Source organism: Streptococcus marimammalium DSM 18627, from assembly GCF_000380045.1.
Classification (GTDB): Bacteria; Bacillota; Bacilli; order Lactobacillales; family Streptococcaceae; genus Streptococcus; species Streptococcus marimammalium.
The window spans coordinates 20,814-46,861 of sequence record NZ_KB904357.1 but is presented as its reverse complement, the minus strand read 5'-3'; the positions used below and the strand labels follow the sequence as shown (position 1 = coordinate 46,861).

The window sequence follows — 26,048 nt, the reverse complement described above, 5'->3', positions numbered from 1 at the left end:
CTTATCTAATGATAATGTTGGAACTAAGAAAAGACAAATCTTAGGTAATCTAAGATTTATCTTTTACTGTGCTTATTTACGTCTTGGTGGGTTATGAATAGCCTCTCCTAATACATCCATGAAAGCTTCATACATTACTTCTGAGAAAGTAGGATGTCCATGGATAGAAAGTGCTACTTCATCAACCGTCAATTCAGATTCCATAATGGTTGATGCTTCATTAATCATTTCAGCTGCAGATGGTCCTACAATATGAACACCCAAGATTTCATGATATTTAGCATCAGCTATTACCTTAACAAAACCATGGTCTTCGTTTGAAGCAATCGCACGTCCATTTCCAGTAAAACTATTTCTACCAATTAAAACATCGCCATATTGTTCACGTGCTTGTTCTTCTGTTAAGCCACAGATAGCAACTTCTGGGTGAGTATAAACAGCTGCTGGAGTATAAGTAAGATTAGCTTTTCGAATATTGCCACGCATAGCATTTTCAGCAGCTACCTCACCCATACGGTAAGCGGCATGTGCCAGCATTTTTTGACCATTTACATCACCTGGTGCATAAATACCAGGAATAGAGGTTTCTTGGTATTCATTAACCTTGATACGACCTCTTTCCAACTCAAGATTAAGATCTTCAAGACCATTTAATTGTGGTACACGTCCAATTGAAAGAAGAGCTTTATCAACAACAACTTCTTGACCACTCACCTTAAGTGTCAATTGATTATTAGTTTCAACAATTTCTTCTAATGATACAGAAGTCATGAACTTCATACCTTTCTTAGAAAGGATTTTTTGCAATTCAAGAGAAATTTCACGATCCATAGCAGGAATGATACGATCAGCCATTTCAACAACTGTTACTTCTGTTCCATATGATGCAAAGACTAATCCAAGCTCAACACCAACAACACCTCCACCAATTACAGCTAATGATTTTGGAATTTCACGAAGATCAAGAATATCATCAGATGTTAACACATGTTTAGAATCAATTCCTGGAATATTGATACGAGAAACCTTTGAACCAGTTGCTAAGATGATGTTGTGACCTTTGATTGTTTGGCTACCAATCACAACAGTCTTGTCTGGATTAACTTTACCAAGACCATTAAACATGGTCACTTTATTAGCTTTCAACAAGCCAGAAACACCACTTGTTAATTTCTTAACGACTGAGTTTTTAAAATCAACGGTTTTATCCATATCAATAGTGTAGTTTGTTGAAGCTAGGTTAATTCCTCGACCGGCTGCAATTTTCAAACCTTCTAAAATTTCTGCATTTTTAAGATAAGTTTTTGTTGGAATACATCCTTTGTTTAAGCATGTTCCACCAAATTCTGATTTTTCAACAATTGCAATTTTACCACCAAGTTGAGCTGCACGAATAGCAGCGTAATATCCAGCTGGCCCACCACCCACAACAATAACATCATACTCATCTTCAGCTAATGTAGCTTTTGGTGTTTTTGCCACTTCTTGAGCAGAAGACTTAGGCACCTCTAAACCGGCAGCTTCAAGTTCTTTTGTTGTTTCTTTGGTGGTTGCTGCTTCAGTATCAACACTTTCACCAGGTTGACCTAAATAAGCAATAACTTCTGTCACTGGGACGGTGGCACCATCACCGTGAACTATCTTGATTAAAACACCAGAATCTTCAGCTTCAAGCTCCATATTTGTTTTATCAGACATGATTTCTAAAAGGATATCTCCTTCTTTGACTTCATCTCCTTCTTGTTTTTTCCACTCAATGATTTCACCTTCTTGCATATCAACACCGAGTTTGGGCATGATAACTTCAATTGCCATTATTATCTCCTTTTTATTTCAATAATCAAATGTGATTTCTTATTATCTATTTTTATGAAAACCTGATGTTATCAAATCAATAACTCAAATGGGTTTTCAATGAGGTTTTTAAGATCAACCATAAATTTAGCACCATTCATACCATCAACAAGACGGTGGTCAATCGTTAAACTCAACGCCATGATTGGACGAACAACAACTTCACCATCAACAACTACAGGGGTTGGGATAGTTGCTGAAATTCCTAAAATAGCTGAGTTTGGTTGATTGATAATTGGATTGAATGATTTAGTTCCAAACATTCCAAGGTTCGTAATTGAAAATGTAGAGCCTGACATTTCTGTCGCTTTCAATTTACCAGACTGTGCTTTTTTAATCACATCTTTTGAAGCGATAACAAAATCAGAAATTGTCATCTTATCTGCATCTTTAACAACTGGCACAATAAGACCATCATCTAATCCTACCGCAATTCCTAGGTTAACAAAACGATGAAGTTCAATCTCAGTAGCATCATTGATAAGAGAAGCATTAAGATAACTATGTTCTGGTTTCATCAATGTTTTAACAACAGCAATACCAAGCAGGTCAGTAAAGGTTACTTTGTTTCCTGTCTTAGCCATGATTGGATCGATTAGCTTCTTACGAAGTGCCATCATTTCTGACATATCAACATCATAGTTAAGTGTAAAGGTTGGTGCAGTAAGATAAGAATGTGTCATCCCTTTAGAAATAGCCTTACGCATTGCACTCATCTTAATAATTTCAACGCCTTCAGGTAATTCTTTCACTGATTTTTCAACCGGTTTAGTTACCTGTGCTACTTCAGTTGTTGCTTTAGAAGCATTAAGAACAGCCATGATGTCTTCTTTCATAATCTTACCATTGTAACCAGTTCCTGTAATGGTAGATAAGTCAAGACCTTTATCTTCAGCAATTTTCTTAGCAAGAGGTGTTGCCTTAGGTTGAATACCTTTGAAATTCTCAACATCATCCTTGTGCACGCGACCAAGCGGTCCTGTACCAGGAACTTGTCCTAAATCAATACCTAACTCTTTAGCTACTTTGCGAGCTGCTGGGGTTGCTCTCACTTTCCCGTTATTTCCTTGAGGGATTGAAGCAACAACTTGAGATACTGATTGAACAGGCGTTTCTAGTACTTTTGCAACCTCTTGAGGAGTTTCTTTCGATTCAGTTGAAGAAGCAGAAAGATTATCAAGAGATTCTCCTTTTGCACCAAGATAACCGATAACTTCAGTAACTGGAACAGTATCACCATTCCCACGGACAATTTTTAATAAGATACCAGAATCTTCTGCCTCAAGTTCCATATTTGTTTTATCAGACATGATTTCAAGGAGTATGTCTCCTTCATTAACCATGTCTCCTTCTTGTTTTTTCCATTCGAGGATTTCGCCTTCTTGCATATCAACCCCGAGTTTGGGCATTATAATTTCGACAGCCATAAAATTCCTTTCAAATAAAATATAAACGTAGAAAAGAGATGGTATTGCCATCGTCTTTTCTCTCTATTCTTATATCATTATTATTTACCAAGCAACTAATAATCAATTAGCAAATAACAATAAGTTTATGAGAGTGTGATTAAATTTTCTATAATAACGAATATGAAAATCTTAAATTACAATCCCTTATTAACCATTTTATAAATAGCTGTTTTAATTTTTTCAACATCTGGAAGTATTGCTTGTTCAAGGACACGCGCATAAGGAACAGGAACATCTTCACTTGCCAAACGTACAATCGGATGATCAAGATAATCAAAAGCTTCACTTTCTGTGATTACGGTAGCAATTTCTCCAATAAAGCCACCAGTTTTATAGGCATCATTAACAAGCATTAATTTACCAGTCTTTTTAACAGAATCAATAATCAATTCTTTATCAAGTGGAATAAGTGTTCTTGGGTCAACAACTTCAACATTAATCCCATCTTTTGCAACTTCATCAGCAGCTTTTAGAACTCTCTCTAACATACGACCATAAGAAACAATGGTTAAATCTTTACCCTCACGTTTAATTTCTCCTTTACCAAGTGGAATATAAAAATCAGGATCCAGACTAACTTCTTCTTTTTTACCATAAAGTGCTTTAGGTTCCATGAAAAGAACAATATTATTATCTTTAATAGCAGATTTTAATAAGCCTTTAGCATCATTAGCATTCCCAGGTGCAACAACTTTAATTCCTGGAATATGAGTTAACCAAGCCTCAAGAGATTGTGAGTGTTGTGCAGCAGAACCAATACCAGAACCTGAAGCAACTCTAAATGTTACGGGTGTTTTAAGCCCACCACCAAACATATAATTGTTTTTAGCACCATTATTAACAATAGCATCCATAGCGATTGTCAAGAAATCCATAAAGGTTAAGTCAACGATTGGACGTAGACCCGTGATTGCTGCACCAACTGCTGAACCTGCAATTGCTGCTTCAGAAATTGGAGTATCTCTCACTCTTTTTTCACCAAATTCTTCATACATTCCTACAGAAGTTCCAAAGTCTCCCCCATAGATCCCAACATCTTCACCCATTAAGAAAATAGTATCATCTTTACGCATTTCCTCAGTCATTGCAAGGTTAATTGCTTCACGTAAAGCCATTACTTTAGTTTCAGTCATTATTATTTTCTCCTCTTTCCTTTCCTTAGTCTACCCAAACATCTTCAAAAGCTACAGAAAGTTCTGGATCTGGGCTATTTTGTGCAAACTCATAAGCTGCATCAACTTCTTTAACCACATCAGCATCAATACTATCAAGTTTCTTAGCTGTAGCAATTTTCTTTTTGATTAGGAAGTCACGGTATTTTAGAAGAGGATCTTTTTTCTTCCACTCATTTACCTCTTCTTTTGAACGGTATACTCCAGCATCTGCTGTTGAGTGTCCGAACCAACGGTAGGAAACAACCTCTACAATCGCTGGACCATTACCTCCACGAACGTGTTTAACAGCCTCAGCCATCGTTTCATAAACTGCTATAACATCATTTCCATCTTCTACATAGTATCCTGGGATACCATAAGCTTCTGCACGAGTATACAAATGAGGCGTATTAGTTGCTTTTTTGATATCCATTGAAATACCATAGCCGTTATTGATAATAAAGAAAATAACTGGCAATTTCCATGTTGCTGCCATATTTACTGATTCGTGAAATGAACCTTCGTTTGTTGCACCATCACCTGAAAAAGCGACAACAATATTATTTGTTCCTTTGTATTGCTGTGTCAATGCCGCACCAACTGCTAAAGCATAACCACCACCAACAATACCATTGGTACCATAGTTTCCTTTTTCAAAGTCAGCCAAGTGCATAGAACCTCCACGGCCCTTAGACACACCAGTTACTTTACCAGCTAACTCAGCCATCATCCCATTCAAATCCATATCCTTAGCAATGGATTGTCCATGACCACGGTGATTTGAGAAAATAATATCTTCATAAGATAGGTGAGCAACACTACCAACACTAGCTGCTTCTTCACCAACAGAAAAGTGAGTCATCCCTTGTACAAATCCACGACGCACTAATTTATTTATACGCATATCAAATTCTCTGATGCGTTGCATTTTCAAATACATTTCCAAATATTTTTCTTTAGAAAGTTTAACCATAATTTCCTCCACTATAACATTTTACAATCTCCATCATATAATAAAACTTCACAAAGTGCAAGTTTTTTAACCGCTTTCTTATACATATCTGAGGGAGTTTTTCGTAAAATTAATTATATTTTTCACAAAGTTTTCTTGTGCTCATATATTCTATTAGTCATTTTAAAATCCCTCTCCAATAAGGCTAGGGATTCTAATATATAACTAAAATAAATCATCAAATAAGCTGAGTTGGTTATCTTCTGGTAGTGAACCTAAAATCCCCATTTCATTTAATTTTTCGACTAATGTTGTTGACAGGCCACCTCGTTTACGTAGCTCTGTTTTTGAAAGAAACTCTCCTTTTGTTCTGGCTTTAACCACTTGTTTAGCAACATTTTCTCCCAATCCATCCATAGCAATAAATGGTGGAATAAGAGTATCTCCTTCAATTAAAAATTCATGTGAATCACTCTTATAAAGATCCAATTGGCCAAATTTAAAACCTCTCTCCAACATTTCATTAACAATTTCTAAGGTTGTGTATAAGTCTTCTTCAACCTTACTAGCTTCGTTATTTTTACGTTTTTGAGCAATTTCAGCCATTTTAACTTTTACAGCTTCAAGACCACCACTCATTGTTTTTAAATCAAAAGCCTTAGCACGAATAGAAAAATAAGCACTGTAGTAATAAAGAGGGTAGTGAACTTTAAAATAGGCCACACGTAAAGCCATCAAAACATAAGCTGCTGCATGGGCTTTAGGGAACATGTATTTGATTTTACCACAAGACTCAATATACCAATCAGGGACTTTATTTTCTCTCATGGCTTTAATATAAGCTTCTCTTTCTTCTTCTGAAATCTTTAGCCATAAGCCTTTACGTACACGCTCCATAATATTAAAGGCCATCTTAGGTTCTAAACCAGCATGCATCAAATAAACCATGATATCATCACGACAACCAATAACCGTTGATAAATCAGCAATGCCTCTCTTGATTAAATCTTGTGCATTTCCCAACCAAACATCAGTCCCGTGTGATAGCCCTGATAATTGCAATAACTCAGCAAAAGTTGTAGGATGTGTTTCATCCACCATACCCCGAACGAAATTCGTACCAAATTCTGGAATTCCTAGCATACCAGTTGAAGTCCCAATTTGCTCAGGTGTCACACCAAGAACTTCTGTTCCAGAAAATAATTTCATCACATCAGGATCATCAGCAGGAATCTCTTTAGGATCAATGCCAGATAAATCTTGAAGTTTACGAATCATTGTCGGATCATCGTGGCCGAGAATATCAAGTTTTAAAACATTCTCATCAATATCGTGGAAATTAAAGTGAGTCGTCTTCCAACCAGCTGTTAAATCATCAGCAGGATATTGAACAGGTGTGAAATCATAGACATCCATATAACTTGGAATGACAACAATACCGCCAGGGTGTTGACCAGTTGTTCTTTTTACGCCCGTTGTCCCCATAGCCAAACGATCAATCTCAGCATCACTATAAAACTTACCATAATCACTTTCATAGCCCTTAACAAAACCATAGGCTGTTCGGTCAGCAACGGTACCTACTGTTCCTGCTCTAAAGGCATAATCCTCGCCAAAAATGTCACGAACATCTAAGTGAGCGTTGGCTTGATCATCACCAGAAAAATTTAAATCAATATCTGGTACTTTATCCCCATCAAAACCAAGAAAAGTTTCAAAAGGAATGTCTTGACCATCCTTACGATACTTGATACCACACCGAGGACAATTCTTTTCGGGTAAATCATAACCCGAACCAACAGAACCATCTGTAATAAATTCTGAATGTTGACAACTTGGACAAACATAGTGAGGAGGCATAGGGTTAACTTCTGTGATACCAATCATTGTAGCAACAAAACTGGAACCAACAGAACCACGGCTACCAACCAAATATCCACGATCATTGGAGCGTTGCACAAGCATTTGAGAACTCAGATAAATGACAGCAAACCCATTTCCTAAAATTGAAGTCAACTCTTTTTCAATTCGCAAATCAATAATATCTGGTAAGGGATTCCCATATATCTCAAAAGCCTTCTCATAGGTAAGTCTTGCCACTTCTTCTTCTGCTCCTTCGATGAAAGGAGTATAAAGATCACTTTTAACCACATCAATTGCTTCAAAACGATCAACCATAATATTTGGATTGTTAACAACGATATCGTAAGCTAAATCTTCTCCTAGAAAAGCAAATTCCTCAAGCATCTCGTCAGTTGTCCTAAAATGTGCTTTTGGTAATGGTGCTGGCTGGGCATCCTCCCCTCGTCCTATTGGGCGGTTTATCATGGCACCTTGACCTAGACTACGCACAATAATTTCACGATAGATTTCATCTTCTGGGTCTAAATAATGAACATCACCTGTTGCTAAAACTGGCTTATCAACACGTTTAGCGACATCGATTAACTCTTTAATAATAGTTTCAATACCTTCTTGGTCAGCTATCAACTCTCTTGCGATTAAAGGACGATATAAATCAGGTGGCATGACCTCGATAAAATCATAATATTGAGCTTTTTCTACAGCTTTTTCAACTCCATCTGATAAAACAGTATCAAAAACCTCACCCTCTTCACCACCAGTACCAAGCAATAAACCTTCTCTATACTCATCAAGAACTGTTCTTGGAATCCGAGGAACTCCCTCAAAATAGATAACATTTGACAGACTAACAATTTTGAATAAGTTTTTTAAACCTATTTGGTTTTGGACATAAATAGTGACTTGTTTGGTTTTTGCTTTTTTATAAGAATCTTTTAAAATTGCTTTTTTATTTAAATCTAGAAGATTAGTGATATGCAATTTTTCCTGTGCTTCTTTGAGGAAAATAAACAAAAGACGACCAGTTGCTTCTGCATCATAGTTAGCCATATGATGATGTTCTAAAGACACTTGGAACCGCTTGGTCAATGGTCCCAAACCATGACGTTTATAATCTGGGTATAGGTTCCTAGAAAATTCTAACGTGTCAATAACCGGTTGAGTGATTGGAGACAAACCATTTCGCTCATAGTTAACATTCATAAAACCAACGTCAAAAGTGGCGTTATGAGCTACAAGAACCGTATCCTGACAAAAATCTTGAAATTCTTGTAAAACTTGTAACAAAGGTTTTGCTCCCTGTAGATGTTGATTGGTAATCCCTGTTAATTCAGAAGTGAATGAGCTAAGAAGATTACCAGGATTAATAAATTCATCAAACTGTTCAATGATATTTCCCTTGTACATCTTAGAGGCCGCAATTTGAATCAAATCGTTGTTCACTGCTGATAAGCCAGTTGTTTCGACGTCAAAAACAACATAAGTGGCTTCATTGAGGTCTAAATCGACTTCATTGTAAGTAATAGGAACCTTATCTTCAACTAGATTGGCTTCAAGTCCAAAAATGACCTTAATATTGTTTTTTTTACCTGCATGATAACCATGTGGAAAACTTTGTACATTACCATGATCGGTTATAGCAATAGCATTATGTCCCCATTTAGCTGCTCGAGCAATCAAATCTTCAACAGTTGGTAAGGCATCCATAGTCGACATGTTGGTATGAGCATGAAATTCTACCCGTTTTTGTCCTTCAGGCATTTTGTCTTGACGCTCTTCATGGTCAATGACTTTAATATCTTGAACATTCATTGTTAAAGACTTAGTAAATTGATTATTTTCAATATTTCCTCGAACACGTAACCAAGATCCTTTAGCTATGATATCAAAATTTTTCAAGTCTTCCTCATCTTTAGCCCATTTTTGTAAGGCAAAGCTAGAGGTATAATCCGTCATTTTAAAATTGATAATATAGCGTCCTGTACGTGTTTTTTTTCTTTCTACAGCAAAAACAAGTCCCTCAAAAACAATCCTATTTTCTTCTTCAAAAATATCAATCATTGGAGTGATTTCGGCCTTAGCAAAACTAGCTTGCCTCATCGTTGTGCGCTCTTGATAAGAAGTATTTGTCACTTCTTGTTGAGGTTGCAAGGCTTCTAAAGATTTTTGAGCTTCAATAACTTCTTTAGTCGCTGTTTCAATTAATTGATTTTTACCAGTTTCAAATTCTTCAACAATAGATTTCGTCAACTCATCGCTTGAAACAATATCAAATGAAATTTTGCCAAAACCAAAGGCTTCAAATTGTTTTGCCAGATTAGGTAAATGATTCTTACGAAAATGTTCATTATTTAAAAAGTGAGGTGCCTTGATAAAGATGGTATCATTCTCATAATAAACTGCTAAGTGAGAAAAAGAACTCTTAAAACTCATGCTCTGACAAAGTTCAGAATCAAAAGCTTCTTGGTAATAAGCCCTAAGGATTTCATCAGTCACAACAATATTTTTAACAGATAAAAAAAGAGTTGCTTTAATGTTTAAAGATGCAAAAGTTGTTGCCAATGACTGTCTTAAAACTCGATAGACTGAAATGGGCAACAATTGATTAAAAGAAAAATAAAATTCCCAATTTCTTTTTTGGGCATTAACCAAAACACGCTCAATCTCAGCACCTGAAAAAACTGCTGATTCTTTCAAATCATCAGGAATAGCTATTTGGTCTAGTAATTGCTTGAATAAATCCGTCATGATTACTCCTTATCAAATCGTAATTCTATTTTACCACAATTATAAAAAAGATAGGATTAGGAAAATAAGAAAAAGATAAGCAACCACACCTATCTTTTGGAGAATTATAGTTAAAACAATCAATTATAAGCAGTCTATTAACCTCTCTATAATAGATTAATGTCTCTTCTAAAGAGAACAATCTTTATTAGCTCTTTCAATTAATTCCCTAATAACGACTGATTTGTATTCTTGATACTGCTCTGGTGAATGGCGGTATAACTGGCTGGCCTCCTTTTTAATGTCCAAATAACGCTCAAAAGCTTCGCGATTATTTCTTAGAAAATCTCTAAACTTTAATTCTTCAATTGCTTTACGATTACCATCTTGATAAAAGTGAAGATGGACTAAATGAGTGATGGTATCAGATGCATATTTTTCAAAATATCTTCTTCCTGGTATCCATTTTCTCCTTTTGCGACATAACCCAACTGTTTTAATTGTTTATTATAGAAATCGATTGCTTCAATTTTATCGACAATAACCAAAACATCAATAATTGGTTTAGCAGACATTCCTATAACAGCTGTTGAGCCAAAATGATGTACGTCTATAATCTGGTTCGATAAAAGATTAATTAGGTTAACTTTTATCTTTTCAAATTGCCTCACCCAGTTAGGATTGTATGGTGACAAAAACATTTCTCGTTTTTTCATTTATTTCTCCTCAAAGCACTTCATTTTACGATTTGCTATTATTTCATCTTTTCCTTAAACTAAATACACCTAAAAAGAAAACAAGTGTTGATCCTTCTTTTAAACTGTTATTAATTAAACTAGTGACTGATAAAACCTTGGTATAAGAAGATTAAAAGAATCATACCATTCTAATACTTTATCAGCCCTTGTTTGCATTGTAACCATTTGTTGATCTCCACGATTGAGTGCCCAACTAATTGAACTAATAATATCAACTGCCATATAAAAAAATCAATAGCCAAAAATCATCGGGGATTGAGTTGTTAACAAAATAGCCTTGTAAGACCCCGCTAGCAAAATCTTCAGAGTGAATAGCATTCCAGACCATCCTATTAAATTCTTCATAAGGGTCGCCAATGTCTAAAGAACCAAAATCAACAATAGTTAATTTTTTATTTTTTCTTCAACCATCATATTACCCACATGGTAATCTCCATGGCACAATGTTTGTGGTCAGTTTTCTAATAAATAACGATGCTGATTAATAAAGTCAATAAAGATTTTTCCTTTCGGATAGTAAGCTTTTACAGGATTAAATGCTGCTATTTTTTTATCAATTTTACAGTTAAAAATCGTTTCCCAATCAGAAACCGGTTCATCTATAATGACAGAATGAATTTGCCTAAGGTATTCTCCCGCCAAAAAACCATATTGATAACGTGCAGTTTTAGAGAGAGTTTTAGAATAACGACTAAAATCTTGCCCATTTATCCAAGGGTATAGACTTTCAATATGATTTTCTCCATATTTAATATCTATAAGTGAAGAAACATTGATTTTTACAGAAGATAAAGCTTTGGAATATTTGATTTCAAGCTGTTTTTTACTTACATAGGACAATAGAGATATCTTTAATAAATAATCATTATTCCCACTAATATGATACTTTTTTCACCAGAAAAACTCTTTTCAATAACAACTTTACTATTATAGTCTAAATCATCAAATAAAAACATGATACCCATCCTTATAGCAACAATCTCTAATACCTTAAAATAATAAATACTGAAACAATCTTTATCAAGAATAAGAATCCATGAAATCATACCTAAGAGTAAAAATCTTGTATTAGAGCTTTAGTTCCTTTTTATATCTCTTTGACCAATAATTATCAACAGTTAAATTGTTAGCCTCTCATTAAAAATCAATAAAACCGGTTTTTAATTTCTAAAAACAAGACTCATTCGATATTTTTAGTATTATGGAAACTAGATGTTTGAATTATTCTTTCATTAGCCAGACATGTTGTAAAAAACTGATATCTTTATATGGCTTTTTATCACTGACTGCTAATTCTATTTTTTTCATTTTTTCCAACCAGTCTGCTTGTGTTTTAAATTCATTGGGTTGCAAACTATAAAACGTCCTCACTCCTTGATATTTTTCAAGTGTCATTTGAGTCAAATCAAGTAAGTCTTCAATGGTATAAGTTGTCCCCTGTGAAAACGATGCACTTTCAAAAACTTCATCGTTTAGAAGACTTAAGGCCATACCAATATTATTTGAAAAGACAACACTTTGAATAACTTTACCAACTTGATTGTGCTTTATAATTGAGAGTCTACCACCACTTTTTAAAACTCTTTTGAATTGTTCTAAATAAAACAAACGATCTGCTTCCAAAACATATTCTAAGACGTTGTGACATAAAACAATATCAAAAAACTCATCTTCAAAAGCTTCTAATTGTTCAATACTTCCTAAAATTTTTTTGTAAGAGCTGCTTTCATTGGCAAATAACATTTCAGCACTTGGTTCAATAGAAACCACCTCATTATCATTTGCTAAAAATTTACTAACTAAACCAAAACCAGCGCCAAAATCCAATATCTTTTTGTTCTTTATATGACTCAATTGAGAAAAGGTAATTTCATACTGGAGTTTCCCCCAAGGTTGTTCTAACATATTTTTATAGTTATCTAGATTAGCTGACATAACATTCCTCCTATACTTTTTCAAGAAAATAAAAACTGAAAAAAATTATAATCATATCACAATTTAATTGATTATTTTATCATTAAACACATATAACTAAAAAAATTATATCATAGTTTCAAAAAAGTATTTGAAACTAAAATAATGAATGTATTAAAAATTGGTGAAAATTAAAAAACTAATATCATATCCGTAGGTAAAAAAAAAAAGACAAGTATAAAAACTTGTCTTTATTAATTATACCGGCGGCCGGGGTCGAACCGGCACGTCCGTGAGGACACTGGATTTTGAGTCCAGCGCGTCTGCCAATTCCGCCACGCCGGCTAAGAGTACTACTGGGGTAGCTGGATTCGAACCAACGCATGAGGGAGTCAAAGTCCCTTGCCTTACCGCTTGGCTATACCCCAACAAAATAGGCGAGTGATGGGAATCGAACCCACGAATGCCAGAGCCACAATCTGGTGTGTTAACCACTTCACCACACCCGCCATATTCCAAACACGGGCAGTAGGAATCGAACCCACACTGAAGGTTTTGGAGACCTTAGTTCTACCTTTAAACTATGCCCGTTGTGATGGAAAGAGAGGGATTCGAACCCCCGAACCCGAAGGAGCGGATTTACAGTCCGCCGCGTTTAGCCTCTTCGCTATCTTTCCGTTTTTATAATACATGGCGCGAGACGGAATCGAACCGCCGACACATGGAGCTTCAATCCATTGCTCTACCAACTGAGCTACCGAGCCATTTTTTATATTGCGGGAGCAGGATTTGAACCTACGACCTTCGGGTTATGAGCCCGACGAGCTACCGAACTGCTCCATCCCGCGTTAACAATATATAAGGAGGATGTGGGATTCGAACCCACGCACGCTTTTACACGCCTGACGGTTTTCAAGACCGTTCCCTTCAGCCGGACTTGGGTAATCCTCCANGCGGTTGCTGTGTTTTTAGCATCTCTTGTTGATTGGTAAATTAACGTCATTGCGCTCTCCCTTGTTTCATAAAGTCTTTTTCTTATCATATCATATTTTTAACTGATTTGCCTAAACAAGTTTTCTGAATAAAGTCTATTGAATATAAATAAAAAACACCAATTCTCAAGGAGAACTGGTGTCAAGGATTACCCTTCATAATCAAAGGCGATTTCAATAATTTCTTTTAATTCTGAAATGAGTGGTTCTTTTGGATTTGCAGTTGTACATTGGTCTTCGTAAGCTTTTTCAGCTAAACGATCAGCATCTGCTTTAAGTTGTGCTTTAGTCACACCTTGTGACTTAAAGTTCATTTTAATACCGATTGATTGACCAAGCTCGTAAACCTTGCGAGCAAGTGTTTCTGCCAATTCTTCATCTGTTTCACCTTCAAATCCCATGAAACGTGCAATATCAGCATAGTCTTTTTCTGCACGGAAGTAGTCATATTTAGGGAACATAGCATGTTTTTGAGGATCTTTGGCATTGTATCTGATGATATGTGGCAGTAAGATGGCATTAGTACGACCATGAGGAACACCCCATTCACCACCAACTTTGTGAGCGATAGAGTGACAAATACCTAGAAAGGCATTAGCAAAAGCCATTCCCGCCATAGTTGAAGCGTTATGCATTTTTTCGCGTGATTCTTCATCTGGTGTATTCACTGATTTTTCAAGATAGTCAAAAACTAGTTTGATAGCTTGAAGAGATAAACCACGTGTATAATCACTTGCCATTACTGAGACATAAGATTCAATCGCATGTGTCAAAACATCCATTCCTGTATCTGCTGTAACACTGGCAGGAACACTCATAACAAGAGCTGGGTCAACAATAGCAACATCTGGTGTCAATGCATAGTCAGCTAGTGGGTACTTAGTGTGGTCATCACTATCAGTGATAACAGCAAATGGTGTTACTTCTGATCCTGTTCCTGATGTTGTTGGAATACAGATAAAGGTTGTTTTTTCTGCATAAGGAATTTTATAGGTACGTTTACGAATATCTAAGAATTTTTGTTTAGCACCAAAGAAGCTAACATCAGGATTCTCAAAGAACATCCACATTGCTTTTGCAGCATCCATCGCAGAACCACCACCTAAAGCAATGATGGTATCTGGTTGAAACTCGTTAAACATTTCAAGTCCCTTGTAAACAGTGTTAGTTGATGGGTTTGGCTCTACCTCTGAGAAGACTTTCACAGATGGATTATTTTTATTTAGTTGCAATTGTTTTTTCACTAAATCAGCATAGCCAAATTTAACCATTCCTGGATCACAGACAATCATAACTTTCTCTGCTTGAATTTTACGAAGGTACATGATGGAATTTTTTTCAAAATAGATTTTTGGTGGTAATTTAAACCATTGCATGTTATTACGGCGCTTTGCTAGTGTTTTAACGTTAATCAAATCAATTGCCCCCACATTGTGTGATACTGAGTTGCGTCCATGTGAGCCACAACCAAGTGTTAACGATGGAATCATTTCATTATAGATATTTCCGATACCACCTTCAGCTGATGGTGAGTTAACAAGGATACGACAAGCTTTCATGCGAAGTCCAAAGCGAATTTGAAGGTCTTCGTCTTCTGTGTGGATAACTGCAGTATGTCCTAAACCACCAAGGTTCAACATTTTATCACATTTTTCTAAAGCATCCTCAACGTCACTTGCTTTGATGAGTGCAAGAACTGGAGAGAGTTTTTCAAGTGCTAATGGATGTTCCATTGTAGCATCTGGAATTTCTGCCAAAATAATTTTAGTGCCTTTTGGTACTTTGATGCCTGCTAATTCAGCAATAAATTCAGCTGAATAACCAACGATTTTAGGATTAACAGCAGTTTTTGCTTCATTAAGAACTGCTTTTTCTAACTTTTTAATATCTGCTTTTTTAGAAACAATAAAACAGTTGTGGGCTTCAAATTCTGCTTTTACCTCATCATAAACAGAAGCATCAACAATAGCAGCTTGCTCAGAAGCACAAATCATACCATTATCGAAGGTTTTTGAAACAATCAAATCGTTAACAGCACGCTTAATTTTAGCATCTGCTGCAATATAACTTGGTACATTCCCTGGACCTACACCAAGAGCAGGTTTTCCACTTGAATAGGCAGCCTTAACCATACCAGGACCACCTGTTGCAAGAATTGTTGCAATTAAAGGATGGTTCATCAAGGCACCAGTTGCTTCAATACTTGGTTGTTCAACCCATTGCACACAATCCTCTGGTGCACCAGCTTCAATTGCAGCGTCACGAACAATACGAGCAGCCTCTGCAGAACATTTTTGAGCTGATGGATGAAAGGCAAAGATGATTGGATTTCTTGTTTTTAAAGCAATTAAAGCCTTGAAAATCGTTGTTGAAGTTGGATTAGTTGTTGGTGTCACTCCACAAATCACTCCAACCGGCTCAGCAATAGAAATCAAACCAGCTTCTTTATCTTCTGCGATAACACCAACTGTCTTATCATATTTAATCGCATTCCAGATATACTCTGAAGCGTACATATTTTTAATAGCTTTATCTTCGTAGATACCACGACCTGTTTCTTCAACCGCCATTTTTGCTAAAGGCATATGCTTTTCTAGTGCCGCCATACTTGCATGGTGAACAATAGAATCTACTTGTTCTTGTGTGAAATCTTCCATAGCGTGTAAAGCTTTGGTCGCTTTTTGAGCCAACTGATCAATCATAGTTTGTGCATCAGTAGTTTTAGTTACCATAAGTTATTTCCTCCAACATTGTTAAATGTTTCACAATTTTTATGTTTTCATTATATCTTAATTTAAATAGTTTGTAAATAGTTTCACAATAATTTTTTCATTTTTTTTGAAAATTTTAATGTTATTGACTGAAAACCTATGAAATTTTTCTAACTCTTAGCTTTTCATATCACTTTACTGACAAGAAAAAACACTTCTTGATTTTTAAAAATAAGAAGTGTTCCAATTTTATTTCATAAAATTATTTTGCTGGTTTTCTAGCAACTGTTTCAATAGCTTCTTTTATTGTTTGGGCATAAAGGTCAGAACCAGATGAATCAGAGATAGAAAAATGGACACCATCTGTTCCAGCCCAAATATTTGGATTATCTATTGAGGCTTGATACCAATCTGCCACTTCAATATAGTCATATTGCTTAGCTAATTCCAGTTCATAATTTCGCACATTCTCTATACTGCCATCTTTGACATTGTATGGTGTTACTAAAACCAAGCGATATCCCTCTGGTAAATTATCCACAAACTGCATGATTTCAGCTTGATAGTTATAGGGTGAATTAACACCAACTGCCAAAACAACTGTTTTTGACAGGGTTTTATTATCAATATGATTTTTATAAATCTCAAAAGCTAGTGGAAAATTACGGCTAATGGCAGCGTCTAGCTGTGCTTCTGGTAGTTGCTGGCTAATCGTATCACTAGCTCGCAAGGTAACAGAGTCTCCAATAATCATAATATCACTAATTGCAGAGGCATCTCCTGCAGTTAACATATGAGTTCTATCCATATTAGTGTCAGCTTGTTTTAGTGAATTAATCAATAAATCGGTTTCAAAAGCACCCACTTTAGGAGACCTTACAATAACAAACAAACTGATAACAACAAGTGTTCCCAAACTTCCAATTAACCATTTTGAATACTCTTTAAAGTTAAATGGAAAACCTAGAATAATTGGTGTTCTTCCCGCAACGATAGGTTCAATCACATAAAATGATAGTGAAGCAAAAGCGACAGACAATAGTGTTGTCAACAAAACCGCAGCCCAGTTATTCATTAATTGAGTGAAAATAATATAAAGTGGCCAGTGAAAAAGGTAAATGCTGTAGCTAATATCAGATAAAACGGTAATTGCCTTTGGTTCTTTGATATCAGGTGTTTTTTCATGTAAGACACGACTTGAATAAATCATCACTCCTGTAAATAAGCTTGTTAATATAAAGCCAAATAAATAGGTAAAGATGTGATTAAAATCAAGAAGACGTGACAATAATAAAATTAATGAAAGACTTAAAGCAAAAACAATTAATACTGGCTTTAATTGCCATGAGCGAACATTGATTTTAAATTGTTTCGTTGTTTCTTGAATACCCGTCATCGTAGCAAATATAGCACCTAAAAAGAAGCCATAACTATGAGATAGAGTTGAGAAATACACAGTAGAAAATTGATCAACAAAAAATGATCTAATAAACATACTCAAAAAACTAACGACAAACAAGACCACTGACAATATAAAAATAAGACGTCTAAAATCTGTATTTTTTTTAATTCGTTTAGACAATAACCAAGTTAAAAAGCCCCAGATAATATAAAAATGCACCTCAATCGCCAAACTCCACGTATGTAAAAATAAATGAGGAATAAATTGACTTTCATAATTGCCACCAATTAAGAGTTCATAGACATTAGTTGTAAAACCAAGCATTGCTGCTATTTGACGTCCAATATCTGCAACAAAATCTTGCTTGACTAACAAAGTTAGCGGTAAAATTATTAAAATCAGTAAAATAAGTGGTGGAAAAATTCGATAAAATCGTCGTCTAAAGAAACGTAATAAGTCAATCGATTGTTTTTGACTAAATTCGTCGATTAAAAGTGCTGTAATTAAATAACCTGAAAAGGTGAAAAAAATATCAACTCCTATAAAGCCACCTGGAAAAACATTCCTAAAAAAGTGATAAAGTAGCACCAAGAGTAAACCGGTGATACGAATGACAGAAAACCATTTTATTCTCATTTTTGATAAATTCCTTGTTTAAAAGTCCCTTCATAGACTTTTTTATCCTTTGCAATTAATTTGCCTTGCCCATCAGCTTGACCGTCTTTAAAATCCCCCTCATAAGACCAACCTATGTTTGAGATAAAAATTCCTTTGCCGTTGAACATACCATTGACAAAATTGCCTTCATATACATCACCATTTTCAAAGGTTAATTTTCCCTTACCATTCATTCGATAGTTAACAACATACCCAGTATAATGAATCTTTCCATCATTATAAGTCAAGACTGTCTTTGTTTTTAAGGGAATCAAAAAGACACTCATTCCTAGGATAAGAATGATAAAAACCGTTATAAGTTCTATTTTCTCTCGTGAAAATGTCATTTTTTTTAATGTGTCCATTTTTTGACTTTCTATGTGATTTTTAAAGATTATTAAAATAATTCAACCACTCTAAACATCCTTGTGAGATTAGACGATATGTCTCTTCAAAATCTCCCGTGTACCAAGGGTCAGGAATACCTTTTTTAGCAAACATAAAAATCTTTTTCTTTAGCTTTCCTTTAGCTAATTTTTTTAAATCAGCAACATTATTCTCATCCATTCCGATAATATAATCAAATTCTTGAAGATCTTCTACACGGATGGGTTGAGAACCTTTCATATGGTTGAAATCAATCTTATGTTGATCTAACATTTGTTGTGTGCCACTATGAATAGGTTTCCCTTTTTCCCAACGAGATGTGGCTCTACTTTCGATATAAAAGCGGTCATCTTCCTTGACTAAATCTTTCATGATAAATTCAGCCATAGGGCTGCGACAAATATTTCCCAAACAGACAAAACAAATTTTCATGATTCTCATCTCCTTGACACTATTATAACAGAAAAAAATAAACTTCTAGGCAAAACAAGTTATACTTTTTTGAAATTTCTTTTCACTTTTAATTTCTCAATGATTAAAAAAACTCTCAGTTTTTTATATGTAGAGAGTTCTTTTTAAGTAATTATTTTTCACTATAAGGATAACCAAGATGCTCATAAGCTTTTTGAGTTGCTACGCGCCCTGATCTGGTTCGCATTAAGAAACCTTTTTGAATGAGATAAGGTTCATACATGTCCTCAACCGTCTCACGCTCTTCAGCAATATTAACCGATAAAGTTCCTAGCCCAACAGGACCTCCTTGGTACATCTCAATCATGGTTTTAAGAATTTTTTGGTCGACATAATCAAGTCCCTCACGGTCAACATCAAGCATACTCAAAGCTTTATCTGTCATCTGCTGAGTGATAGTGCCGTCTCCTTTGATTTGTGCATAATCTCGCACGCGCTTTAAAAGACGATTAGCAATACGTGGTGTTCCACGACTACGTTTGGCAAGCTCAATTGCCGCTTCATGGACGATTGCCATATCAAAAACAGAAGCTGTTCGTTCAACAATTTCCGTCAAATCCTCAATTTCATAGTATTCCATGTGACCTGTAATACCAAAACGTGCTCTTAAAGGATTGCTAAGCATACCAGCTCGAGTGGTTGCCCCAATCAAAGTAAAAGGTGGTAAATCAAGATGAACACTGCGACTAGCCTCACCATTACCAATCATGATATCAATGTAAAAATCTTCCATAGCACTATAAAGCACCTCTTCAATTGCCATAGGCATCCGGTGAATTTCATCGATAAATAAGACATCACCTGGTTCTAACTCATTTAAAATAGCAACCAAGTCACCTGATTTTTCAATAGCAGGTCCACTCGTTTGCTTTAAATGAACACCCAATTCATTAGCAATGACAAAAGCCATGGTTGTTTTCCCAAGACCTGGTGGCCCAAACAACAACACATGATCAAGTGCTTCATCACGACCTTTAGCTGCTTCGATAAAAATATTAAGTTGATTTTTGACCTTATCTTGTCCAATATACTCTTTTAAATATTGTGGTCTTAGGGTGCGCTCAACTACCTCTTCATCACCCATTATTTCATTATCTAAAATTCTGTTCATAGCCATATTATAGCAAAAAATGATTAAGTTGTCTGCCAATAATCTAGATTATCAAAGTGAGTTTTTTACATTCCCCACCAGTCATACTCAGAAAAAACAATAATATGATTGTTTTGCATACATCTTCCTCCTTACGTCTTTAAAAGTAATTTTAGTATAGCTTAAGACATAAAAAGAATACATGACATATATGTCATGTATTATCTTTGAGCCATTCTTTTTGAATTTTTTCTTTAAGATAGAGATCATCAATTAAATCTGAGAAAGAGAGCGCTTCTTGGTATGCTTTTTCGGCCTTTGAATGGTTGTTATGATAGTCTAAATAATACTTCCACTGTAACATTTTTAAAATAGGCATTTTCTGAAAATCTTGAATTTTTGTCATAATTAACTGACTTGTTGTTAAAATAGCTTCAATATGTCTTTGATATCCTAATTGTAAGGTCACTCCAAAATTGTTTAGTAAGACATTGTTTAAAATATAGAGATTTTCGATTGGTAATTTATCCACTTGAGAAAAAATATTAGCCATTAATAAATGATAGGCTTCTTCATGATAAAGTCGCTTTGAGAATTGATCTGTTGAAATACAAATAAAATAGAGTTCAATTAAAATCAGATCATTAATGGTATATTGTTTCTTTAGTAATAATTGGTCAAAATAGTCATTTAAAATGGTGATTCCAAAATTAATATTCTCACTTAAATGAACATCAATTTTTGACTGTAAGCAATCAATGACTAGTTGTTCTTCTTCTGGTAGTTGTTCGTAGTAATCAGTATAAATTTCATCTAAATAAGCTTCGCGGTCAAGCATACGTGTCGAATCACAATAAGTTTGGGTGCGTAACAATAAGTACTTTAATTCTTGGTAGCGACTAGGCAAAACACAAGCAGTTGCTTCAACCAAATCATCTATTGATACCTTTAGCTGAGACGCTATAAACTGAATTTTATGAAGAGTGGGTATGGACTCACCAGATTCAATCCTAGCTAATTGGCGAACCGACAACTCATCTCCTAAAGCACAAAGCTCTTCTTGTGTCATCTCCATTTTTAAACGCTGTCTTTTGACATTTTCCCCAAACCTATACATAGCACCTCCAAAAATTTATTTTTAGTATATCACAACTATAATCATATCCTTATTGACTTATTTAGACAAAAAGAGCAACGTTTTTGTTGCTCTCTTTAAAGGATTATTCTAAACCAATGCGTTTAAAAATATCATCCACACGTTTAGTGTAATAAACAGGATTAAATAACTCATCAATCTCATCTTGTGTTAAACGAGAGGTAACTTCGCTATCAGCTTCTAACAGTGGCTTAAAAGCCACTTGATTATCCCAAGAATAAGCGGTTTTTGGTTGTACCAAGTCATAAGCTTCTTCTCTTGTCATTCCTTTTTCAATCAAGGTCAACATGACACGTTGGCTATAAATCAAGCCAAAGGTAGACTGCATATTGCGAAGCATGTTTTCAGGAAAAACGGTCAAATTTTTAACGATATTACCAAAACGGTTTAGCATATAGTTGATTAAAATGGTGGTGTCTGGTGTGATAATACGCTCTGCAGAAGAATGAGAAATGTCGCGTTCATGCCAGAGTGGCACATTTTCATAAGCGGTTAACATATGGCCACGAATCACGCGCGCTAATCCCGTCATATTCTCAGAACCAATAGGGTTACGCTTATGAGGCATGGCTGAGCTTCCTTTTTGTCCTTTTGCGAAAAACTCTTCCACTTCACGTTGCTCTGATTTTTGCAATCCTCGAATTTCTGTTGCCATGCGTTCAATTGACGTGGCAATCCCAGCTAAAGTCGCAAAATACTCTGCGTGTAAGTCACGTGGTAGCACCTGCGTTGAAATTTCTTGGGGACGGATGCCTAGTTTACCACAGACATATTCTTCTACAAACGGTGGAATATTGGCAAAGTTACCTACTGCACCAGAGATTTTTCCAGCTTCAACACCTTTTGCGGCATGCTCAAAACGCTCTTGATGGCGTTTCATCTCGCTATACCAAGTGGCTAATTTTAAACCGAAGGTTGTTGGCTCAGCATGAACACCGTGTGTACGCCCCATCATGATAGTCATCTTATGCTCACGCGCCTTATCCGCGACAATATTAGTAAAGGTTTCTAAGTCACGACGAATAATATCGTTGGCTTGTTTATAGAGATAACCGTATGCCGTATCAACGACATCTGTTGAGGTTAAACCATAGTGAACCCACTTACGCTCTTCACCCAGTGTTTCAGAAACAGCGCGTGTAAAAGCCACAACGTCATGACGTGTTTCTTGTTCGATTTCAAGAATGCGATCAATATCAAAATCAGCATTGTCACGAATTTTTGCTACATCTTCTTTAGGGATTTCACCCAATTCAGCCCAAGCTTCGTCGGCTAAAATCTCAACTTCTAACCAAGCACGGTACTTATTTTCTTCACTCCAAATGGCCGCCATTTCAGGACGGGAATAACGTTCAATCATTATTTTCTCCTATTTCTTTTTAGCAATTAAAACCTGTAATGTACTGGTGAAACTTAAACAATTATCACCACTACTTTTCTCTTCTGATTTTTTCTTAAAAATCAATTCCCTTACCAAACTCTTCAGCATCTTTTTCTAAGAGAGTGACGTGTCCCATTTTACGATTGTGTTTAGCTTCTTGTTTACCGTAAAGATGGAGATGGGCGTTAGGATTTTCTAAGACATAACTTTTAGCTTTTTCAATATGTTGCCCCAAAACATTTAGCATAACTGCCGGTTGGTGCAAGTGAATTTGTGGTAAAGGTTGTCCTAAGACACCTAAAATATGCGTGTCAAACTGGGAAAAATTACAAGCCTCAATCGAATAGTGTCCAGAATTGTGAGGACGTGGGGCTATTTCATTGACCAAAATAGTGTCACCCGCCACAAACATCTCAACACAAAGAGTGCCTGATAACTCCAGCTGTTTGGCAATCTTTATTGCCATGTCCTGTGCTTTTTCAGCCAAGGCTTTTGGGATGTGAGCTGGCACAATTGTTTTTGACAAAATATTGTTGCGATGATTATTTTCTTGAACAGGAAAAACGGTCACTTCTTTACCATTTCCAGAAACAATCACAGAAATTTCCTTGTCAAAGCTAACAAACTCTTCTAAAACACAGGCTGAGGAATCAGCTAGTTTTCTTGCTTCTGGTAAGTCTTCTTGTGATCTGATGACCAATTGTCCATGACCATCATAGCCACCTGTTGCTGTTTTTAGAACATATTTTTTAGCAAAATCTATAACGTCTAAATCACTACTACTGTTAATGACATAATAAGGAGCTACAGTAACACCAGCTTTTTGAGTGAGAAAGTCTTTTTCAAAAATACGATTTTGTGAAATGCGAAGAAGGTCGGTTCCTTGAGGGAGTTGACCTTTTTTTACAACGGCATCTAGACCATCGGCATCCACATTTTCAAATTCATAGGTCAAGACATCACAACGCTCAGCCAATTCTTGTAAGGCATTCACATCATCGTAAGGCGCCACAATCACTTCACTGACGCGTGAGGCTGGACAATCAGCAACAGGGTCAAGCGTGATCACCTTGTGACCCATATAAATGGCTGAAATAGCCATCATCTGTCCCAATTGACCTCCACCGATAATGCCAATCGTTTTAGATAAGTTCATCTGTAGAAGCCTCCGCTAGTTCTCCTTGTTGTTTAGCATAGTCACTTAATTTTTCAGCGAGTTCTTCATTAGTTGTTGCTAAGATTCTGAGTGCTGTCAAGGCAGCATTTGTTGCTCCCGCTTCGCCAATCGCCATTGTTGCTACAGGTACACCACCTGGCATTTGTACAATGGAATAAAGTGAATCGACACCACTTAAGGCGCGTGATTTAACTGGCACACCAATAACTGGCAAGGTTGTTTTGGCTGCCACCATTCCTGGTAGATGGGCGGCACCGCCTGCCCCTGCAATAATCACCTTGATACCACGCTTGCGTGCATTTTCGGCAAAATCAAACATCAAATCCGGTGTTCTATGAGCAGAAACCACTTTTTTCTCATAAGCAACTCCAAATTGATCAAGTATTTCAGCAGTTTTCACCATGGTTGACCAGTCGGATTTACTCCCCATAATAATCGCAATCTCTGTTGTCATAGTGCTTTACTCCCAATATCTTTTCTGTAGAAGAACCCTTCTGTGTTTTCTTTTTCTAGTGCATGGTAAATCACATCTTGTGCTTCTTTGACGGTATTTTGAGTGGTAACAAGCATATAAACACGTCCACCACTTGATACCAAGTGATTATCTTTATTGGTCACCCCTGCAAAGTAAGTAATGATATCATGATTTTTTGTCATTGGCACTTTAACACCCTTGTCATACCCAAGAGGATAACCGTTACTTGCAACTACCACACCAAGTGTTACTCCTTCTTGAAGCCATGTAAGTGTAGCTGGTTTATTGTTTAGAATATCATCAATAGCTTGAGCTAAATCTGACGTTAATCGCGGTAAGATAATTTGTGTTTCTGGATCACCAAAACGAGCATTAAATTCAATCACCTTGGGACCATCTACTGTTAATATCAAACCTGCATATAAAACACCAAGATAAGAACGTCCTTCTTTGACCATTGCTTGAAGCGTTGGTTTAATAATCTTTTCAACAGCTTGGTCAATCACTTCTTGAGGTAAATGAGGGACTGGTGAGTAAGCACCCATTCCTCCGGTATTTGGCCCTTTATCTCCATCATAAGCACGCTTGTGGTCTTGTGCACTCGGTAAAAGATAGAAGGTTTCACCATTAGCAAAGGCAAACAAGGAGAACTCTTCACCCTCTAAAAATTCTTCAATAACAATGCGTGCACCTGAATTGCCGAATTTATTATCAAGTAACATTTCTCTAGCGGCAGAAATGGCATCGTCTACAGTTTCAGCAACAACAACCCCTTTTCCAAGTGCTAAGCCATCGGCCTTAACAACAATTGGGGCACCTTTTGTTTGGATATAAGCTTTTGCTTCTTCAAAATCAGTGAAGGTCTTATAGTCTGCCGTTGGAATCTGGTATTTTGCCATAATGGTTTTAGCAAAATCTTTTGACCATTCTAGCTCAGACGCTTTTTTAGATGGCCCAAAAGCTTTTAAACCTGCTTTTTCAAAATCATCCACAATTCCAGCAGCTAAAGCATCATCAGGTCCAATAAAAGCCCAATTAATGTCTTTTTCCTTCGCAAAAGCAATAAGCGCTTCATGTTCGGAAATTGCTATGTCAACTAACTCTAAACCATCAAGTGTCATACCGTCATTGCCTGGAGCAACATAAACGGTTTCTACATTTTCTGAACGTAATAATTGTTTTGCGATAGCATGTTCTCTACCACCTGAACCAATAACCAGTAATTTCACATCTTCACCTCAATAAACGGATTTTATAAGACCATTATATCAAAAATGTTCGGTTTTTTATATGAGATAATGTGTTTTTAAGCAAAAAAATAAAAAAAAAGACAAACTTAACTGCTCCATTTGTCTTCTTTTTAAGTCACAATAGCTGAAATAGATAAAATGATTAAGAATATCATATCTTGAAAATAGTAAAATGCTTTTTATCTACAAGCTTATTTAATCAACCACA

At 35.9% G+C, this 26,048-nt stretch carries 18 protein-coding genes, 8 tRNA genes and 3 pseudogenes; all 29 read right to left on the bottom strand.

What is annotated here, in order from left to right; translation table 11 throughout:
* Positions 1-72 precede the first annotated feature (72 nt).
* A complete protein-coding gene (gene lpdA / locus A3I1_RS0104795) occupies positions 73-1,815 on the bottom strand; it encodes a dihydrolipoyl dehydrogenase (protein WP_018370147.1) in 1,743 nt (580 codons plus the stop codon).
* Between the two features lie 71 nt (positions 1,816-1,886).
* A pseudogene (locus tag A3I1_RS0104790) lies at positions 1,887-2,945 on the bottom strand (dihydrolipoamide acetyltransferase); the annotation flags it as partial.
* 59 nt (positions 2,946-3,004) lie between these two features.
* Positions 3,005-3,281: pseudogene (locus tag A3I1_RS08695) on the bottom strand (biotin/lipoyl-containing protein); the annotation flags it as partial.
* A 176-nt stretch (positions 3,282-3,457) separates the two neighbouring features.
* Positions 3,458-4,456 (bottom strand): alpha-ketoacid dehydrogenase subunit beta, encoded by a 999-nt coding sequence (locus A3I1_RS0104785; RefSeq protein ID WP_018370145.1) that lies wholly within the window; start codon positions 4,454-4,456, stop codon positions 3,458-3,460.
* Positions 4,457-4,481: 25 nt separating this feature from the next.
* Positions 4,482-5,450 carry a thiamine pyrophosphate-dependent dehydrogenase E1 component subunit alpha gene (locus A3I1_RS0104780; protein WP_018370144.1) on the bottom strand — a complete coding sequence of 323 codons (969 nt, stop codon included), beginning with the start codon at positions 5,448-5,450 and terminating at the stop codon, positions 4,482-4,484.
* 204 nt (positions 5,451-5,654) lie between these two features.
* On the bottom strand, positions 5,655-10,040 hold the full coding sequence (locus A3I1_RS0104775; protein WP_018370143.1) for a PolC-type DNA polymerase III: 4,386 nt from the start codon (positions 10,038-10,040) through the stop codon (positions 5,655-5,657).
* A gap of 168 nt (positions 10,041-10,208) precedes the next feature.
* Positions 10,209-10,720: pseudogene (locus tag A3I1_RS08690) on the bottom strand (GrpB family protein).
* Positions 10,721-10,849: 129 nt separating this feature from the next.
* Complete coding sequence (locus A3I1_RS08515) at positions 10,850-10,999, bottom strand: hypothetical protein (protein ID WP_169332634.1); 150 nt, start codon at positions 10,997-10,999, stop codon at positions 10,850-10,852.
* A gap of 231 nt (positions 11,000-11,230) precedes the next feature.
* The gene (locus A3I1_RS0104760) at positions 11,231-11,617 is read right to left on the bottom strand and encodes a hypothetical protein (RefSeq protein ID WP_018370141.1); all 387 of its coding nucleotides are present in this window, start codon (positions 11,615-11,617) and stop codon (positions 11,231-11,233) included.
* Between the two features lie 11 nt (positions 11,618-11,628).
* Positions 11,629-11,823, bottom strand: a complete 195-nt coding sequence (locus A3I1_RS08440; RefSeq protein WP_026216763.1) for a hypothetical protein — start codon at positions 11,821-11,823, stop codon at positions 11,629-11,631.
* Positions 11,824-11,998: 175 nt separating this feature from the next.
* Entirely contained in the window at positions 11,999-12,712 is a 714-nt protein-coding gene (locus tag A3I1_RS0104750; protein ID WP_018370139.1) for a class I SAM-dependent methyltransferase, read from the bottom strand.
* A gap of 240 nt (positions 12,713-12,952) precedes the next feature.
* Positions 12,953-13,036 (bottom strand) — tRNA-Leu (locus tag A3I1_RS0104745).
* Between the two features lie 11 nt (positions 13,037-13,047).
* Positions 13,048-13,119, bottom strand: a tRNA-Gln gene (locus tag A3I1_RS0104740).
* A gap of 8 nt (positions 13,120-13,127) precedes the next feature.
* A tRNA-His gene (locus A3I1_RS0104735) sits at positions 13,128-13,200 on the bottom strand.
* Positions 13,201-13,211: 11 nt separating this feature from the next.
* Positions 13,212-13,282: transfer RNA gene (locus tag A3I1_RS0104730), tRNA-Trp, on the bottom strand.
* Between the two features lie 5 nt (positions 13,283-13,287).
* A tRNA-Tyr gene (locus A3I1_RS0104725) sits at positions 13,288-13,368 on the bottom strand.
* Positions 13,369-13,382: 14 nt separating this feature from the next.
* Positions 13,383-13,455: transfer RNA gene (locus tag A3I1_RS0104720), tRNA-Phe, on the bottom strand.
* 10 nt (positions 13,456-13,465) lie between these two features.
* A tRNA-Met gene (locus A3I1_RS0104715) sits at positions 13,466-13,539 on the bottom strand.
* Positions 13,540-13,552: 13 nt separating this feature from the next.
* Positions 13,553-13,642: transfer RNA gene (locus tag A3I1_RS0104710), tRNA-Ser, on the bottom strand.
* Positions 13,643-13,832: 190 nt separating this feature from the next.
* Positions 13,833-16,415, bottom strand: a complete 2,583-nt coding sequence (adhE, locus tag A3I1_RS0104705; RefSeq protein ID WP_018370138.1) for a bifunctional acetaldehyde-CoA/alcohol dehydrogenase — start codon at positions 16,413-16,415, stop codon at positions 13,833-13,835.
* 241 nt (positions 16,416-16,656) lie between these two features.
* Entirely contained in the window at positions 16,657-18,432 is a 1,776-nt protein-coding gene (locus A3I1_RS0104700) for an acyltransferase family protein (protein WP_018370137.1), read from the bottom strand.
* Positions 18,429-18,818: an MORN repeat-containing protein gene (locus tag A3I1_RS0104695; RefSeq protein ID WP_018370136.1), complete on the bottom strand. Its 390-nt coding sequence runs from the start codon at positions 18,816-18,818 to the stop codon at positions 18,429-18,431. The genes A3I1_RS0104700 and A3I1_RS0104695 overlap by 4 nt, the downstream gene beginning before the upstream one ends.
* A 22-nt stretch (positions 18,819-18,840) precedes the next feature.
* The gene (locus tag A3I1_RS0104690; protein WP_026216762.1) at positions 18,841-19,275 is read right to left on the bottom strand and encodes a low molecular weight protein-tyrosine-phosphatase; all 435 of its coding nucleotides are present in this window, start codon (positions 19,273-19,275) and stop codon (positions 18,841-18,843) included.
* A gap of 148 nt (positions 19,276-19,423) precedes the next feature.
* Positions 19,424-20,422, bottom strand: coding sequence for a Holliday junction branch migration DNA helicase RuvB (gene ruvB, locus A3I1_RS0104685; RefSeq protein ID WP_026216761.1), 999 nt, complete (start codon positions 20,420-20,422; stop codon positions 19,424-19,426).
* Between the two features lie 193 nt (positions 20,423-20,615).
* Positions 20,616-21,518 (bottom strand): helix-turn-helix domain-containing protein, encoded by a 903-nt coding sequence (locus A3I1_RS0104680; protein WP_018370133.1) that lies wholly within the window; start codon positions 21,516-21,518, stop codon positions 20,616-20,618.
* A 103-nt stretch (positions 21,519-21,621) separates the two neighbouring features.
* Positions 21,622-22,917 (bottom strand): adenylosuccinate lyase, encoded by a 1,296-nt coding sequence (purB, locus tag A3I1_RS0104675; RefSeq protein ID WP_018370132.1) that lies wholly within the window; start codon positions 22,915-22,917, stop codon positions 21,622-21,624.
* A 94-nt stretch (positions 22,918-23,011) separates the two neighbouring features.
* The gene (gene purK, locus A3I1_RS0104670; protein WP_018370131.1) at positions 23,012-24,094 is read right to left on the bottom strand and encodes a 5-(carboxyamino)imidazole ribonucleotide synthase; all 1,083 of its coding nucleotides are present in this window, start codon (positions 24,092-24,094) and stop codon (positions 23,012-23,014) included.
* Positions 24,081-24,569, bottom strand: coding sequence for a 5-(carboxyamino)imidazole ribonucleotide mutase (gene purE / locus A3I1_RS0104665; RefSeq protein WP_018370130.1), 489 nt, complete (start codon positions 24,567-24,569; stop codon positions 24,081-24,083). Before purE ends, purK begins: the two co-directional genes overlap by 14 nt.
* Positions 24,566-25,819 carry a phosphoribosylamine--glycine ligase gene (gene purD / locus A3I1_RS0104660; protein WP_018370129.1) on the bottom strand — a complete coding sequence of 418 codons (1,254 nt, stop codon included), beginning with the start codon at positions 25,817-25,819 and terminating at the stop codon, positions 24,566-24,568. Before purD ends, purE begins: the two co-directional genes overlap by 4 nt.
* Positions 25,820-26,048: the final 229 nt, after the last annotated feature.